Here is a 14,682-nt window from a genome sequence, read left to right on the forward strand (position 1 = left end):
GGCGCGCGGGTCCCGAGCCGATCCCGACGCGTCCGACGTACCGCAGCGGGCCGAGGGGCCCGCCGGGCACGGGCGGCGTCTCGGGGATGCCGAGCAGCAGGGCGCCGACGCGGCCGGGCCGGTTGCGCTCGGCCGGCATCCATCCCCCGACGACGACCGGGCGGGCCCGCCGCAGCGGCACGCGCAGCCAGTCCCGGGTGCGCCGGCCGGCCTTGTACGCGGCGTCGACCCGCTTGAGGTGCAGCCCGTCGAGGCCGAAGCGCTCGGCGGCCTCCATCACGAACCCCGCCTCCGACGCGGGGTGCGAGGGCGGGACCAGCACCGGCGACCCGGCGATGCCCAGGCCCTCCAGCAGCCGGCGGCGCTCGGCGTAGGGGCGGCGCAGCAGCGGCCGGCCGTCGAGCCACAACAGGTCGGTGACCACGAACCCGACGGGCACCCGGGAGCGCAGCGACTCCGAGGGCGTGACGGTCGAGGTGCGGCGCATCAGCGGGCGGCGGCTGGGGCGGCCGGCGTCGTCGAGGGCGACGACCACGCCGTCGAGCACCATGCCGGAGCCCGTGACCCGGTCGCCGAGCACGGCGAGCTCGGGGAAGCTGCGGGTCACGCTGCGGGCGGTCGAGGAGAGCAGCCGGACGTGCCCGGGGCGGACGTAGGCGACGCAGCGAAAGCCCGCCCAGGCGAACTCGACCGCCCAGTCGCCGCCCCGCTCGCCGTCGGCCAGGTCGCCCTGGGAGGGGAGCATCGGCGGGACGACGTCGGGCATGCCGCCGCCCGCTGCCCGCCCTGTCACGGTCCCTACGGTAAACGGCCGTACCGGCGGAATGTCACCTGATCGGCCGTACGGCGGCGGCAGCGCGCCCAGGGCGCCCTCGTGTGCGACGGATGGTGGTCGGCGGAACTCGCTTCCCGGCGGCATCCGCCCCGTGCAGGCTGGCGCCGTGGACGCGACGGTGTCGATCAGGCCGGGGGCCCGGACGACGTCGAGGCCCTCCGCGAGCTCGAACGCGCGGCCGGCGAGCCGTTCCGGGCGCTCGGCATGGACGCGGTGGCCGACGACGAGCCGCCCACGGCGGCCGAGCTGCTGCGGCCGCTCCGCGCGGGCGCCGTGCGGGTGGTGCCGTAGGGCGGCCGGATCGCCGCCTACCTGATCGCCGAGCCGCTCGACGGCACCCTGCACGTCGAGCAGGTGTCGGTGCACCCGGACTTCGCCCGTCGGCGCCTGGGTCGGGCCCTGCTCGAGCACGCCGCCGCCACCGCGCGGCGGGCCGGCCTCCCGGCGCTGACCCTGACGACCTTCGTCGAGGTGCCGTGGAACGGGCCCTACTACGAGCGCTGCGGCTTCCGATGGCTGGCCGAGGAGGAGCTCACGCCGGGCCTGCGGGCGGTCCGGGAGACCGAGCGCGCCCGCGGCCTGGACCGGTGGCCGCGGGGGTGCATGAGCCGCGCACTCCGATCCCGGCGGATCCGGACGCATCGCCCGCCTTTCCGGCCGACGCGCTTCCCCCGACCCCGCGTCGCCGATACCCCTGAGGGGTATTTGACAGAGGAGGCGCCATGACCGCGATCGAGCCCGGCACGACCCGCCGGCACACCTGGTTCCACCGGACCTGGCCGGCCGCGGCCGGGCTCGCCGTCGGGCTCGCCTCGGGGATCGGGCTCGCCGACGGGGCCGAGGTCGCCCCGATCGTCGCGGCGTCCGGGTTCGTCTACCTCGTGGCCGCGGCGCTCGGGTCGCGCGTCGCCGCGTGGCCGGCCTTCGCCGTGTCGTTCGTGCTGATCGCCGCGGCGAAGGTCGTGCCCGGGTTCGCGCCGACGTGGGGGATGCTCGCGATCGGCGCCGTGCTCCTGCTCGTCGGCCTGGCCCGGGGCCGGCGACGCCCGCCGTGGGGGCTGCCCCTGCAGGCGGCCGCGATGCTCGTGCTGGGAGCCGTCGCGCTGGTGGCGGCCGAGGTGTCGCCGACCTGGTCCGGCGCGCTGGTGGCGGGGGCACTGCTCGTCCACGCCGGCTGGGACGTCCACCACCACCGCACCGGGCGGGTGGTCGTGCCGTCGATGGCGGTGTTCTGCGCGGTCCTCGACACGGCCCTCGCCGGGCTGGTGCTCGCCGTGACCGTCGCCTGAGCAGGGAGGCCGGGCAGGTCGGCCCGGCCCTCGTCGGGGGACTCGTGGACAATCGGCGGCATCATGACCGCCACCTCCGCCGCCACGCTCACCGACCGCCTGCCCACCGGCGACGACCCGGACGCCCTGGTCGAGGTGTTCGCGGACTGGGCCTTCGAGGAGCGGGGCCTCTCGCTCTACCCCGCCCAGGAGGAGGCGCTGCTGGAGATCGCGACCGGCGGCAACGTCATCCTCTCCACCCCCACCGGGTCCGGGAAGTCGCTCGTCGCGATCGCCGCGCACGCCGCGGCCCTGTCCCGCGGCGCCCGCACCTTCTACACCGCGCCGATCAAGGCGCTGGTCAGTGAGAAGTTCTTCGACCTCATCGAGGTGTTCGGCGCCGACAAGGTCGGCATGCTGACCGGCGACGCCGCCGTCAACGAGGGCGCGGAGATCATCTGCTGCACCGCCGAGATCCTGGCGAACATCGCGCTGCGCCAGGGCGCGCAGGCGGACGTCGGCTCGGTCGTGATGGACGAGTTCCACTTCTACGCCGACCCGGACCGCGGCTGGGCCTGGCAGGTGCCGCTGGTCGAGCTGCCCCAGGCGCAGTTCCTGCTGATGAGCGCCACGCTGGGCGACACGTCGTTCTTCCGGGACGACCTCACCCGCCGCACCGGCCGCGCCACCCGCGAGATCACCTCGGTCGAGCGACCCGTGCCGCTGCACTACCGGTACGTCCTCACCCCGCTGCACGAGACGATCACCGAGCTGCTCGAGACGCACGAGGCGCCGGTCTACGTCGTGCACTTCACCCAGCAGTCGGCCGTCGAGCGGGCGCAGGCGCTGATGAGCGTCAACGTCACCTCGAAGGAGGAGAAGGCGGCGATCGCCGAGCTGATCGGCGACTTCCGTTTCACCGCCGGGTTCGGCAAGACGCTGTCCCGGCTCGTCCGGCACGGGATCGGGGTGCACCACGCCGGCATGCTCCCCCGCTACCGGCGGCTCGTGGAGACCCTCGCCCAGGCGGGCCTGCTCAAGGTCATCTGCGGCACGGACACCCTCGGCGTCGGCATCAACGTGCCGATCCGGACGGTGCTGTTCACCGGCCTGTCGAAGTACGACGGCCGGCGCACCCGCCCGCTCAAGGCGCGCGAGTTCCACCAGATCGCGGGGCGGGCCGGCCGGGCGGGCTACGACACCGTCGGCACGGTCGTCGCCGAGGCGCCCGAGCACGAGATCGAGAACCACAAGGCTCTGCAGAAGGCGGGCGACGACCCGAAGAAGCGCCGCCGCGTGGTGCGCAAGCAGCCGCCGGAGGGCTTCGTCGGCTGGTCGCAGACCTCGTACGAGAAGCTGCAGGCCGCCCAGCCCGAGGCGCTGACCAGCCACTTCCACGTCTCGCACGCGATGCTGCTCAACGTGATCTCCCGGCCCGGGGACGCGTTCACCGCGATGCGGCACCTGCTCGAGGACAACCACGAGCCGCGCCCCCGGCAGCGCAAGCACATCCTGCGCGCCATCGCGATCTACCGGGCGCTGCTCGCCGCCGGCGTGGTGGAGAAGCTCGACCGGCCCGACGCCGAGGGCCGCACGATCCGGCTCGTCGGCGACCTGCAGCTGGACTTCGCGCTCAACCAGCCGCTGTCGCCCTTCGCGCTGGCCGCCTTCGAGCTGCTCGACCGGGAGTCGCCGTCGTACGCGCACGACGTCGTCTCGGTCGTGGAGGCGACGCTCGACGACCCCCGTCCGGTGCTCTACGCCCAGGAGAACAAGGCCAAGGGCGAGGCCGTCGCGTCGATGAAGGCCGAGGGCATCGAGTACGAGGAGCGGATGACGCTCCTCGAGGACGTCTCGTACCCGAAACCGCTCGAGGAGCTGCTGGTCGGCGCGCTGGAGACCTACCGGCGGGGCGCGCCGTGGGTCGAGGACGCCCGGCTCTCGCCCAAGTCCGTGGTCCGGGACATGTCCGAGCGGGCCATGACCTTCCACGAGTACGTGGCCTTCTACCAGCTGGCCCGCTCCGAGGGACTGGTGCTGCGGTACCTCGCGGACTGCTACCGGGCGCTGCGGCAGACCGTGCCGGAGCACGCGCGGACGGACGAGCTGACCGACCTCATCGAGTGGCTCGGCGAGTTGGTCCGCCAGGTCGACTCCAGCCTGCTCGACGAGTGGGAGAAGCTCGCCGCCGGCGGCGGGGTCGAGGACGAGTCCGCTCCCCCGTCGCTCGACCAGGGCCCCGCCGGGGTCACCCGCAACGCCCGGGCATTCCGGGTGCTGGTGCGCAACGCGCTGTTCCGCCGCGTCGAGCTCGCCTCGCTCAACCGGTGGGACCTGCTCGGCGAGCTCGACAAGGAGGCCGGCTGGACGGCGGACCGCTGGCGCGAGGCCTTCCAGCCCTTCTTCGACCTGCACGGCTTCGGCGGCATCGGGATCGGCCCGGACGCCCGCGGCCCCAAGATGATCGACATCGTCGAGGAGCCGGAGCGCTGGCTCGTCCGTCAGGTCATCGACGACCCCGAGGACGACCACGACTGGGCGATCACCGCCGAGGTCGACCTCGCCGCGTCCGACGAGGCGGGCGAGGCGGTCGTCTGGATCACCGGCTTCGGCGACTAGCGCCTGTGCGCCGGAGGCGCTAACCCGCGCGGTGGCGGGCGTGGAAGAGCGTGTAGACCGCGAAGACCGCGAGTCCCGCGGCCAGCACGATCAGCACGGCGGGCCCCACGGCGTGCCTGCTCAGGCCCTTCAGCGCGGCGTCGAGGCCGGTCGGTTGGGCCGGATCGTGCTGCACCGCGGCGATCACGAGCAGGCCGCCGGACAGGACGTAGGCACTGCCGAGCGCGGTCCAGCCCACCCGGCCCAGCCGCATGACCAGCAGCGACCGGCGCAGGCCCGCCCCGCGGAGATCGAGGTCGCGGCGGAACGCGCCGCTGATCCCGCGGTACGCGGCGTACCCGGCCACGGCGACCACGCCCAGGCCGGCCGCCCCGAGCAGGAACCGCCCGCCCGGCTGGCCGAGCAGCAGCGACGGCAGCGGGGTCGACGACGGCTCGGCACCGCCGTCCGCCGCCACGTCCGCCGCGGTCTTCGCCAGCAGCGCGTAGACGACCGCCTCGGCCAGGTCGACGGCCGTGCGGCGCAGGCGCGGCACCCAGGGCAGCCCGCGGTGCCCGAACGCAGCCTGCACGAGCCGCTCGGCCACGAGCGCGACCAGCCCGCCGACGACGAGCCAGAGCACCACCCGTCCCGCGCCGGTGGCGGCGACGGCTTGCAGGGCGCCCGCCTTGTCCGCCTGCCCGCCCGCGCCGAGCGCGATCCGGACGGCGAGCACGGCGATCAGCAGGTGCACCAGGCCGTAGGCGACGAGCCCGACCCGGGCCAGGACGTCGAGCACCGGGTGATCCACGACGCGCTGCGCGGCGACACCCCCGGGTTCACTGACGGTATCGTCGGTCACCTGATCAGGATCTCAGCCCAACGGGCTGCGCGGGAGCAGCCGGTCGGCGATGATCTTCTGCTGGATCTCGCTGGTGCCCTCGAAGATCGTGGTGAGGCGGGCGTCCCGCCAGTAGCGCTCGACGCGGTGCTCGGTGGTGTAGCCGTTGCCGCCGTGCAGCTGGATGCCGTCCCCGGTGACCTCGGCGGCCATCTCGGTGGCCAGCAGCTTCACCATCGCCGCCTCCCGCTCGCACGGTTCGCCCTGGTCCAGCCGCTGCGCGACGTGCTGGTAGAACGACCGCGCCTGCTCGACCTTCGCGGCCATGGTGGCGAGCCTGAACCGGACGGCCTGGAAGTCGCCGATCGGGTGCTCGAACTGCTCGCGCTCCTGCAGGTAGACGATGCAGTCCTCGACGGCGCCCCGGGCGAGCCCCACCGCGCGGGCCGCGGTGTGCACGCGGGCGATGTTGAGCCACTGCTGGGCCTCGGCGAAGCCCTGCTCGCCGAGCAGGTTCGCGGCAGGGACCCGCAGCCCGTCGAACTCCAGGTCCCAGGTCACGAAGCCGTGGTACCCGATCTTGTCGATCGGGGTACCGGACAGCCCCTCGGGGAAGGTGTCCCGCTCCTTCTCGAGGACGAGGGTCGCCAGCCCGGCGGATCGCTTCTCCCCCGGCTGCGGGTCCGCCGTGCGCACGAGGATCTGCAGGAAGTCCGCGGCCTTCGCGTTGCCGATCCACCGCTTGCGGCCGGTGATCACGAACTCGTCCCCGTCGCGCTCGGCCCGGGTGGCGACGGCGGCGAGGTCCGAGCCGGCGTCGGGCTCGGAGAGGGCGATGGCCCCGATCCAGGTGCCGGCGGCACTGCGGCGCAACAGCTCCGCCCGGCGCGTCTCGTCGGCCACGCCGGTGCCGGCGCCCTGGGCGCGGGCGATGATGCTGCCCACGCTCATCCAGCCGCGGGCCAGCTCCTCGGCGATCATGCAGTACTCGAAGGCGCCCAACCCGAGCCCGCCGTGCTCGCGCGGCACCGTGATGCCGAAGTAGCCGAGCTCGGCCATCTCGTCGAGCAGCGACCGCGGGATCTCGCCCTTGACCTTGTCGAGCTCGTCGGCGACCGGCAGCACGCGCTCGGCGGCGAAGGCGCGCGCCTGCTCCTGGAGCTTCTCCCGCTCCGGGGTGTGGAACGGCGCGGGGACGACCGGGACGGGCGGGGCCAGGAAGTCGCTCATGGAGGAGTTGTGCCACATCGCGGCGCCCGGCGCCCGCCGGACCGGCCGAACGGACGGGGCCGGTCCCGATCTCAGAGCCGGCGCAGCCCGCTCAGCACCCGCTCCATCAGGGCCAGGTCGGGGCCCTCGGCCGTGACGGTCCGGTGCACCTCGAGCCCGCCCGTCACCGCGAGGTCGCCGACGACGACCCGGGCCACGCCGAGCGGCATCCCCATGATCGCGCCGACCTCGGCGATCGACCGGGGCTCGCGGCACAGCTCGAGGATCGCGGTGTGCTCGGCGAGCTCCGGGCGGCGCAGGGCCGCGGGCGGGCACGACACCAGCGTCTCGATCGCCAGCTCGTACCGGGACCGGGTGCGGCCCTTGGTGTAGAAGTACGGCCGCACCGCGAGCGAACGGCCGCCGTCGTCGTGCACGTACTCCTCGTCGACGTCCTCGACCACGGGCGGGGGCAGCGGCGGCAGGGCCACCGGCTCGGCCACCACCGGGATCGGGTCCGGGTGCTCGTCGCGGTCGCGGCGGCGGCGGGCGGACCCGCCGAAGCGGGCGCCGGTGTAGCCGACGGCGGGCGCCTCGTGGAAGCCCGTGAGCTCGCCCGGCGCGGGCCCGGCGGGGACGGCGGGGTCGGCGGAGTCGGCGGAGTCGGCGGGGTCGACGGGGTCGACGACGGGCGCCGGATCGGGTGCGGCGGCGGGCGCCTCGCCGACCACCGGCATCGCCGCCGTGTCCGCCTCGTCCGCGGTTCGCCGCTCGGTCCGCGCCGCCCGCTCCTCACCCTTCCTGCGCCGCCGCTTCCGGGGCGCGCCGCCGAAGCGGGCACCGGTGAAGCCGATGTCGAGGTCGTCGGCGGGCGTCATGCGTCTCCCTGATCACGGGTGCGGAGCGTGGAGCGGTTCGCACCGTCCCGGCCGTGTGTTACGCAGCCGTGACACCGGCGTTCCACCCGTATGACGATCGCTCTCCGTGCCTCATCTCCGGCAAACGGGTGACGAACGTGCTGCCCTGTGTCACCGCCGAGGCCGGACGAATCCTCCGAAAGGGGACGAGCGGGACCGTCACGTGGCGGGTGGTCGTCGTGGACCCCTCCTCGCCGCCCGTCGGACCGGCGGATCCGCGGCTAGAGTCCTCCGGTGCCCCGCTACCTCCCGCTCGCCCGGCCGTGGTTCGGGCTCGTGGCGGCGCTCGCCCTGCTCGGGGTCGTGCTGCAGGTGGTGGCGACGGCGGTGGACTCCCGCCCATACTCGATCTTCACGAGCACCGGTTCGCGCGTGGCCAACGTGTTCGCGTTCTTCACGGTCCTCAGCAACCTGCTCGTCGGGATCGCGTACGTGCTCCTGACGATCGACCCCGAGCGGGACTCCCGCGCCGTGCGGATCCTGCTGCTCGACGCCGTGGTAGCCATCGCGGTCACCGGCATCGTCTACAACCTGGTGCTGGCGCAGACCGCGAACCCGCAGGGCCTGCACGAGGTCGCCAACGTCCTCTGCCACATGATCACGCCGCTGTTCGCCGTCCTCGGGTGGCTGCTGTTCGGCCCGCGCGGGCTGGTGGACCGGGACGTCGTGCTGGTCTCCGCGGGCTACCCGCTCGCGTGGCTGGCGTTCACGCTGGTCCGCGGGGCGGCGATCGACTGGTACCCGTACCCGTTCGTCGACGTCGTCGCGCACGGCTACGCCCGGGTCGCGATCAACTGCCTCGTGGTGGCCGTCCTGTTCGTCGGGCTCGGGTTCGGCGCACTCGCGCTGGACCGCAGGCTGCCGGGGCTCGCGGCCGGTTAGGCCGCTGTTCACCGGGAGGTGGCGTGGGGATCACCCGGGACGAGGGGCGCCGGCCATCTCCACTGCGTCGCATGGGGGACATGACGCTCCCGCCGTTCGGCCGCCGCCTGTTCCTGCTCGGAGCCTCCGCCGCCACCGGGGTCCTCGCCGCCGCAGGCCCGCGCATCCCGTCGACGTCCACCCGCGACCCCTTCACCCTCGGCGTGGCGTCCGGTGATCCCTCGTCCGACGGCATGGTGCTGTGGACCCGGCTGGCGCCGGACCCCCTCGCGGCCGACGGGCTGGGCGGCATGCCCGCGCGCGTGGTGCCGGTCGAGTGGGAGGTGGCCCGGGACGAGCGCTTCACCGTGGTCGAGCAGCGCGGAACAGTCGACGCCGCACCCGAGGCCGCGCACTGCGTGCACGTCGAGACGACGGGCCTGGCGCCGGGGCGCGAGTACTTCTACCGGTTCCGGGCGAGCGGGGCGGTGTCCCCGGCGGGCCGGACACGCACCGCTCCCCCGGCCGGCGCCGTCGGCCCCGCGCTGACGACCTGCGTCGCGTCCTGCTCGAACTACCCCATCGGCTACTTCACGGCCTACCGGCGGCTCGCCGAGGACGAGCCCGACCTCGTGCTGCACCTCGGCGACTACCAGTACGAGTACCCGACGCCGGAGAGGTCCGTGCGGCCCGTCGCCGGCGCCGAGACGACCGAGCTGGCCGGCTACCGGCAGCGGTACGCGCAGTACCGCAGCGACCCGGACCTGCAGGCCGCGCACGCCGTCGCCCCGTGGCTTGTCGTGTGGGACGACCACGAGACCGACGACAACTGGGCCGGTGACGTGCCCGAGGACGACCAGACCCGGGACGCCTTCCTCGCCCGCCGGGCCGCCGCCTTCCGGGCCTACTACGAGAACATGCCGCTGCGACGCTCGTCGGTGCCGCGGGGGTACGACATGCAGCTCTACCGCCGGGTCGAGTGGGGCGGCCTCGCCACCTTCCACATGCTCGACACCCGCCAGTACCGCGACGACCAGGCCTGCGGCGACGGGCAGCGCGTCGGCTGCGCGGAGCGGCTGGACCCGGCCCGCTCGCTGCCCGGCGCCGCCCAGGAGCGCTGGCTCGCCGACGGTTTCCGCCGGTCCCGGGCCCGCTGGGACGTGCTCGGCCAGCAGGTGTTCTTCGCGCAGCGCGACACCGACCCGGGTGCGCCGGAGAAGTTCTCGATGGACGGCTGGGACGGCTACGCCGCCTCCCGGGGCCGCGTCACCCGCAGCTGGGTCGACGCCGGGGTGCGCAACGCCGTGGTCCTGACCGGCGACGTCCACGTCCACTGGGCCAACGAGATCAAGACGGACTACGCCGACCCGGGCTCGCCGACCGTCGGCACGGAGCTCGTGTCCAGCTCGATCACCTCGGGCGGCGACGGCGACGCCGCCGGCGACCACCCCGACCTGCACACCAACCCGCACCTGAGGTTCCGCAGCAACCGCCGCGGGTACGTCCGGGCCCGCTACGAGCCCGGGCAGGTCACCGCGGACTTCCGGGTGCTCGACGCCGTGACCGTGCCGGACCTTCCGATCCGCACCGCCGGGTCGTTCGTGATCCCGGATCGCGAACCGGGACTCAACCGGGCCTGACGACCTCACACCGCTCCGGGCGCGGGAATGTCGCCCCGGTCCGCCATGCTGTGTCCCGGTAGGACGCCGGACGGGCGAAGGGACGGGCATGGCGATCACCCGAGGTTTCACCGGGCGCGGCCGGGCGACGCGCGACCCGCGGCTGCCCCCGGGCCAGTACGACGCGAAGGACGACTGGCCCGTGCTCAACGCCGAGGCCACCCCGCGGATCGGCACCGACCGCTGGACCTTCACGATCGAGGGCCTCGTCGACCGCCCGCGCAGCTGGACCTGGGACGAGATCCACGCCCTGCCCGGCTCCCGGTACTCCGGTGACATCCACTGCGTCACCACGTGGTCGAAGCTGGGCATGACGTTCGACGGCGTCTCGGTCGACACCCTGCTCGACGCCGTGGGGGTGCAGCCCGAGGCGAAGTTCGTCATGGCCACGGCGCACACCGGCTACACCACCAACCTGCCGCTGGCCGACGTGACCGGCGGCAAGGCCTGGGTCGTGTGGCAGGCGGACGGGCGGCCGCTGGCCGTCGAGCACGGCGGCCCGGCGCGGCTGCTCGTGCCGCACCTGTACTTCTGGAAGAGCGCGAAGTGGGCCTCCGGCCTGCGGGTCATGGCCGAGGACGAGCAGGGCTTCTGGGAGCGCAACGGGTACCACGACCGGGGCGACCCCTGGCTCGAGCAGCGCTACCAGGGGGACTGATGGCGGTCTGGCAGACGGCGACGGTCCTCGACGTCCGGCGCGAGACGCCCACGGCGAAGACCTTCCGGCTCAAGCTCCCGCAGCCGTCCGCGCACGTCGCGGGGCAGTACTTCGTGCTGCGGCTGACCGCGGAGGACGGCTACACCGCCCAACGGGACTACTCCGTGGCGTCGGTGCCGGGCACGGACGAGATCGACCTGACCGTCGAGCTCCTGCCCGGCGGCGAGGTGTCGGAGTTCCTCCACGAGGTCGTCGAGCCCGGGGACCAGCTCGAGGTCCGCGGGCCGATCGGCGGCTGGTTCGCCTGGCCCGGGGAGACGCCGGCGCTGGGCGTGGCCGGCGGATCCGGGGTGGTGCCGCTCATGGCGATGCTGCGCTCCGCGCGGATCGCGGGCTCGGGGCTGTTCCGGCTGATCGTCTCCGCGCGCCGGCCCGCCGATCTCTACTACGGCGACGAGCTGCCCGGGCCGGAGACCACGATCCTCTACACCCGCCAGGTGCCGCCCGGGTACGCGCGCCCGGCGGGCCGGATCACGGCCGCCGACATCGAGCCGCTCCTGCTGCCGGAGCAGACGGTCTTCGTGTGCGGCACCCCGCCCTTCTGCGACACCGCCACCGACCTGCTCACGGGGCTCGGGGTGGGCACGGACCGGATCCGGGTGGAGCGGTTCGGCCCGTCGAGCTGAGCCTCCGGCCCGCGAGTCGGGAGATCCGGGCACGCGAGTCGCGAGATCCGGGCAGGCGAGTCGGGAGGTTAAGCGCGCCGGTACATCTCGGCCGCGGCGCGGGAGAAGCCGTCGGGCACCCCGGCCGCGGCCAGGGCGTCGGCCGCCTCCTCCATCTCCGCGACCCACCGCCAGCCCTTCTCCTTCGCCCGCGCCGCCACCGCGCCCAGCTCGGCCGGGTAGTCCACGCCGGTCCGGGCCAGTTCCTCACGGAGCGGGCCGTCGACGCCGAGGGTGCGGGCGGCCTCGTCGAGCGCCAGCCAGATCGCCGGCAGCGCCTTGCTCTGCAGGGCGAAGCAGGCCTTGAGCGCGCTCGCGGTGCCCGGCTCGGGGCCGAGGGTGCGGACCGCGAAGGGGGTCCCGGCGAACAGCGCCTCGACGGTCGCGGCGTGCGGCCCCGAGAGCCACAGGACCGTGGTGCCCGCCTCCCAGGCCGGTGGGCCGATCACCGCCCCGTCGACCACGGCGTCGTCCGGGAAGAGCCTGCCGATGGCCGCGACCGTGGCCGGCGAGACGGCGTTCGCGTCGACGTAGAGCGGGGTGCGGTCGTGCCCCGCGACGGCCTCGGCGACCTGCCCGGCGACGTCGAGGGCGGCCCCGGGCGGGCAGATGGAGATCACGACGTGGGCGCGCCGGGCCAGCTCGCCGACGTCCGGGACCGCGACCAGGTCGGCCAGCTCGGCGCGCTTCGCCGTGGCGTGGGAGCGGCCGGCGTCCGCCCAGATCACGGCACCTGCGCGCGGCTTCAACGCCGAGCCGAGGGCGGCACCCATGGCCCCGGGGTGCAGGATCCCGATCACGGGCCGGGCGGGCAGGCTCCAGTCGCTCACGTCGACCATCATCCGCCCGCGACGAGCCGGGCGCGCAGGTCCAGCAGGACGTCGAGCGCCCCGGGCACCACGTAGACCGCCAGCGCGAGGGTGCCGAGGGTGAGCAGGGGCGCCACCAGCAGCGCCTCCACGCGGCCGCCGGCGCGGAACCGCAGCGGCCGCGGGCTGCCGATCGGGTACCAGTGCCGGCCGCGGATCGGGAAGGGCCAGAGCAGCGGGGCGCCGGACTCGGTCACGGCGTCCCCCAGCGAGTGCACGAGCATCCCGAGCCCGACGGCGAGGCCGAGCCAGCCCGCCGTCCCCGCGGTGCCCCCGGGGAGGTACTCCTCGGCCACCCAGGTCAGCCCGGCGGCGATCACCAGCGACGGCGGGCCCGGGACCAGTCCGTCGAGGCCCTTGATCGCCAGCGCCAGGCAGACGAACAGCACCCCGGCGGTCACCGGCGTGCCCCAGCGCGCGCTCGCGACTCCCACCGTCGCGGCGAGCAGCAGCGCGCCGGCAAGGGTGTGGGTCAGGCCGCGGTGGGTGCCCTTGCCGGAGTCCCGCGGGCCGCGGGTGAGGCGGAAGACCAGCCCCGACAGTGGCCGGACGGCGTGCGCGGCGAGCCAGGACGCCCAGGAGAACCGGCGGCTCGCCGTCGACGACGGGTGGTCGAGGTCCGGCAGCAGCGCCGCCCCGGCCGTCACGCCGGCGAAGGTCAGGATCGTGCCCGCGGTCGGGGCCGTGCCCACCGCCTGCGGGGCGAGCCCCGCGACCGCGAGCCCGAGAGCCGCTCCGGACGTGGCGTGACTGACCCCGAGCACCGCGTGACCCTACGGTCGCCGCGCCCCGGTTCCCGCGAGGCGCGCCGAGCGGGCAGGGTCTCACGTCATGACCCTCTCCTTCGACGGCGCCGTCGCCGGCTGGTGTCAGCTGCCCTCCCCCGCCGCGGCCGAGATCGTCGGCTCCTCCGGCGTGGATGTCGTCTGCCTCGACGCCCAGCACGGCCTCCTCGGCGACGACTCACTGCTCGCGATGCTCCAGGCCCTGCGCGGCGTCCCCACCCTGGTCCGCGTACCGCACAACGCCCCGGACCCGATCGCCCGGGCGCTCGACCGCGGGGCGGACGGCGTGATCGTCCCGCTCGTCGACTCCGCCGCCGAGGCCGCGGCGGCCGCGGCCGCGTGCGCCTACCCGCCGGCCGGGGTGCGCAGCTTCGGGCCGACGCGGGTGGGCTGGACCGGCGCCGACGTCCTCGCCCGGGGCCGCTGCGTGATCATGGTGGAGACGATGGCCGCGGTCGCGGACCTCCCGGCGATCCTGCAGGTCGAGGGCGTCGACGCGATCTTCGTCGGCCCGTCGGACCTCTCGCTGAGCTCGGGCCGGGCCGCGATCCCGCCGCTCGACGACGTCGGGTACCGCGACCTCCTCCGGTCGGTCACCGGGCAATGCCGGGAGGCGGGCATGCCGGTCGGGGTCTACTGCGGCGCCCCGGACTGGGCCCCGACCTATCGTGAGCTGGGCTTCACCTGGCTCACCCTGCCCTCCGAGGCCGGCCTGCTGCAGAACGCCGTGGGGTCGGCCCTCGCCGCGCTCAGGCGCTGAGGAGGATCCGCCGCAGCCCGCGCGCCTCGTGGGTGTCGGCAGAGGGCGAGCGACCCCAACGGCGCGGCGAAGACGGAGGTTCGTCATGAGCGCTCCGGGTCGCCGCCGGTCAGCCGCACGGGCTGAGTGACGCCAGCGGGTGAGCAGGTGCGTGGGTCGAGGAGCCGAGGTAGACCAGCGCCGCCACCCGCTCCGGGCCGGTCCGCCAGCCACCACGTGATCACGTTCCCGGCGCCCCACGCGCCCGGTGCCGTGCGGTGCTCATAGCGGTGCGAACGTTGGCAGGGTCCTGGACACGCCCGCGTGGCCAACCGGCGTGCGGCTGCCCGACGGCCCCTCAGGCGCCGGTGCCGCCCTGTACTCGGGGGCTCTCCGCGTCCTCTGCGAGCCGCGACGACCTGGCTGCGCAACAAACCAGATCACGGTCACGACCATCGGAGCTCGCTTCGAGCTGTGCTGCCGGGTGGCGCACGCTTGGGCGACCCGGGATGAGGCCGATCTTCACGGGTTCTTCCCGAGTGCCGTCGAGGCACCCGATTTTGTCGGTGGTCGAAGATATGTTCGACTCGTGCAGCAGACCGGGCCGCTCCCGGACCTGGCGGGCCTTCCGCCCGGTCCCGTGCTCGCCGCTGCCCTGGCCCGGATCGACCCGATGACCCTGCCCCTGCCCGACCGGC

The 14,682-nt window shown here is 74.7% G+C and carries 12 protein-coding genes and 2 pseudogenes; 8 read left to right on the forward strand and 6 right to left on the reverse strand.

Going from position 1 to position 14,682, the window contains the following annotated elements; all coding sequences use genetic code 11:
- A pseudogene (locus AB0B41_RS39720) lies at positions 1-793 on the reverse strand (DNA ligase); the annotation flags it as partial.
- Positions 794-973: 180 nt separating this feature from the next.
- Here AB0B41_RS39720 and AB0B41_RS39725 point away from each other — a divergent pair.
- The 3 genes and pseudogenes from AB0B41_RS39725 to AB0B41_RS39735 all read left to right on the forward strand — a co-directional run.
- Positions 974-1,432, forward strand: a pseudogene (locus AB0B41_RS39725) (GNAT family N-acetyltransferase); the annotation flags it as partial.
- 125 nt (positions 1,433-1,557) lie between these two features.
- Positions 1,558-2,124, forward strand: coding sequence for a hypothetical protein (locus tag AB0B41_RS39730; RefSeq protein ID WP_358212194.1), 567 nt, complete (start codon positions 1,558-1,560; stop codon positions 2,122-2,124).
- A 63-nt stretch (positions 2,125-2,187) separates the two neighbouring features.
- Complete coding sequence (locus tag AB0B41_RS39735; protein ID WP_358212195.1) at positions 2,188-4,722, forward strand: DUF3516 domain-containing protein; 2,535 nt, start codon at positions 2,188-2,190, stop codon at positions 4,720-4,722.
- 19 nt (positions 4,723-4,741) lie between these two features.
- Here the strand turns inward: AB0B41_RS39735 and AB0B41_RS39740 are convergent, their stop codons facing one another.
- The 3 genes from AB0B41_RS39740 to AB0B41_RS39750 form a co-directional block, all read right to left on the reverse strand.
- Entirely contained in the window at positions 4,742-5,563 is an 822-nt protein-coding gene (locus tag AB0B41_RS39740; RefSeq protein WP_358212196.1) for a DUF1206 domain-containing protein, read from the reverse strand.
- Positions 5,564-5,575: 12 nt separating this feature from the next.
- Complete coding sequence (locus AB0B41_RS39745; RefSeq protein WP_358212197.1) at positions 5,576-6,772, reverse strand: acyl-CoA dehydrogenase family protein; 1,197 nt, start codon at positions 6,770-6,772, stop codon at positions 5,576-5,578.
- A 71-nt stretch (positions 6,773-6,843) separates the two neighbouring features.
- A complete protein-coding gene (locus AB0B41_RS39750; protein WP_358212198.1) occupies positions 6,844-7,629 on the reverse strand; it encodes a DUF742 domain-containing protein in 786 nt (261 codons plus the stop codon).
- Between the two features lie 273 nt (positions 7,630-7,902).
- Between AB0B41_RS39750 and AB0B41_RS39755 the strand changes: the two genes are divergently transcribed.
- From AB0B41_RS39755 to AB0B41_RS39770, 4 genes are all read left to right on the forward strand, one after another.
- Positions 7,903-8,550, forward strand: a complete 648-nt coding sequence (locus AB0B41_RS39755) for a Pr6Pr family membrane protein (RefSeq protein ID WP_358212199.1) — start codon at positions 7,903-7,905, stop codon at positions 8,548-8,550.
- Positions 8,551-8,630: 80 nt separating this feature from the next.
- On the forward strand, positions 8,631-10,169 hold the full coding sequence (locus AB0B41_RS39760) for an alkaline phosphatase D family protein (RefSeq protein WP_358212200.1): 1,539 nt from the start codon (positions 8,631-8,633) through the stop codon (positions 10,167-10,169).
- Positions 10,170-10,257: 88 nt separating this feature from the next.
- Positions 10,258-10,866 (forward strand): sulfite oxidase-like oxidoreductase, encoded by a 609-nt coding sequence (locus tag AB0B41_RS39765; protein WP_358212201.1) that lies wholly within the window; start codon positions 10,258-10,260, stop codon positions 10,864-10,866.
- The gene (locus tag AB0B41_RS39770; RefSeq protein ID WP_358212202.1) at positions 10,866-11,552 is read left to right on the forward strand and encodes a ferredoxin reductase; all 687 of its coding nucleotides are present in this window, start codon (positions 10,866-10,868) and stop codon (positions 11,550-11,552) included. The genes AB0B41_RS39765 and AB0B41_RS39770 overlap by 1 nt, the downstream gene beginning before the upstream one ends.
- Positions 11,553-11,620: 68 nt before the next feature.
- Here the strand turns inward: AB0B41_RS39770 and AB0B41_RS39775 are convergent, their stop codons facing one another.
- Together AB0B41_RS39775 and AB0B41_RS39780 are read right to left on the reverse strand one after the other, a co-directional pair.
- Positions 11,621-12,421, reverse strand: a complete 801-nt coding sequence (locus tag AB0B41_RS39775) for a DUF1932 domain-containing protein (RefSeq protein ID WP_358212203.1) — start codon at positions 12,419-12,421, stop codon at positions 11,621-11,623.
- An 8-nt stretch (positions 12,422-12,429) separates the two neighbouring features.
- On the reverse strand, positions 12,430-13,224 hold the full coding sequence (locus tag AB0B41_RS39780; protein WP_358212204.1) for a metal-dependent hydrolase: 795 nt from the start codon (positions 13,222-13,224) through the stop codon (positions 12,430-12,432).
- Between the two features lie 67 nt (positions 13,225-13,291).
- Between AB0B41_RS39780 and AB0B41_RS39785 the strand changes: the two genes are divergently transcribed.
- Positions 13,292-14,005 carry an aldolase/citrate lyase family protein gene (locus tag AB0B41_RS39785; RefSeq protein ID WP_358212205.1) on the forward strand — a complete coding sequence of 238 codons (714 nt, stop codon included), beginning with the start codon at positions 13,292-13,294 and terminating at the stop codon, positions 14,003-14,005.
- Positions 14,006-14,682 lie beyond the last annotated feature (677 nt).

The sequence above is a fragment of the Pseudonocardia sp. NPDC049154 genome, assembly GCF_040648315.1.
GTDB lineage: Bacteria > Actinomycetota > Actinomycetes > Mycobacteriales > Pseudonocardiaceae > Pseudonocardia.

What these genes read in the sequence shown, in the direction of transcription:
- AB0B41_RS39730 (WP_358212194.1), top strand. Translation starts at nt 1,558, where the DNA reads ATGACCGCGATCGAGCCCGGCACGACCCGCCGGCACACCTGGTTCCAC.
- AB0B41_RS39735 (WP_358212195.1), top strand. Translation starts at nt 2,188, where the DNA reads ATGACCGCCACCTCCGCCGCCACGCTCACCGACCGCCTGCCCACCGGC.
- AB0B41_RS39745 (WP_358212197.1), bottom strand. Translation starts at nt 6,772, where the DNA reads ATGAGCGACTTCCTGGCCCCGCCCGTCCCGGTCGTCCCCGCGCCGTTC.
- AB0B41_RS39750 (WP_358212198.1), bottom strand. Translation starts at nt 7,629, where the DNA reads ATGACGCCCGCCGACGACCTCGACATCGGCTTCACCGGTGCCCGCTTC.
- AB0B41_RS39760 (WP_358212200.1), top strand. Translation starts at nt 8,631, where the DNA reads ATGACGCTCCCGCCGTTCGGCCGCCGCCTGTTCCTGCTCGGAGCCTCC.
- AB0B41_RS39765 (WP_358212201.1), top strand. Translation starts at nt 10,258, where the DNA reads ATGGCGATCACCCGAGGTTTCACCGGGCGCGGCCGGGCGACGCGCGAC.
- AB0B41_RS39770 (WP_358212202.1), top strand. Translation starts at nt 10,866, where the DNA reads ATGGCGGTCTGGCAGACGGCGACGGTCCTCGACGTCCGGCGCGAGACG.
- AB0B41_RS39785 (WP_358212205.1), top strand. Translation starts at nt 13,292, where the DNA reads ATGACCCTCTCCTTCGACGGCGCCGTCGCCGGCTGGTGTCAGCTGCCC.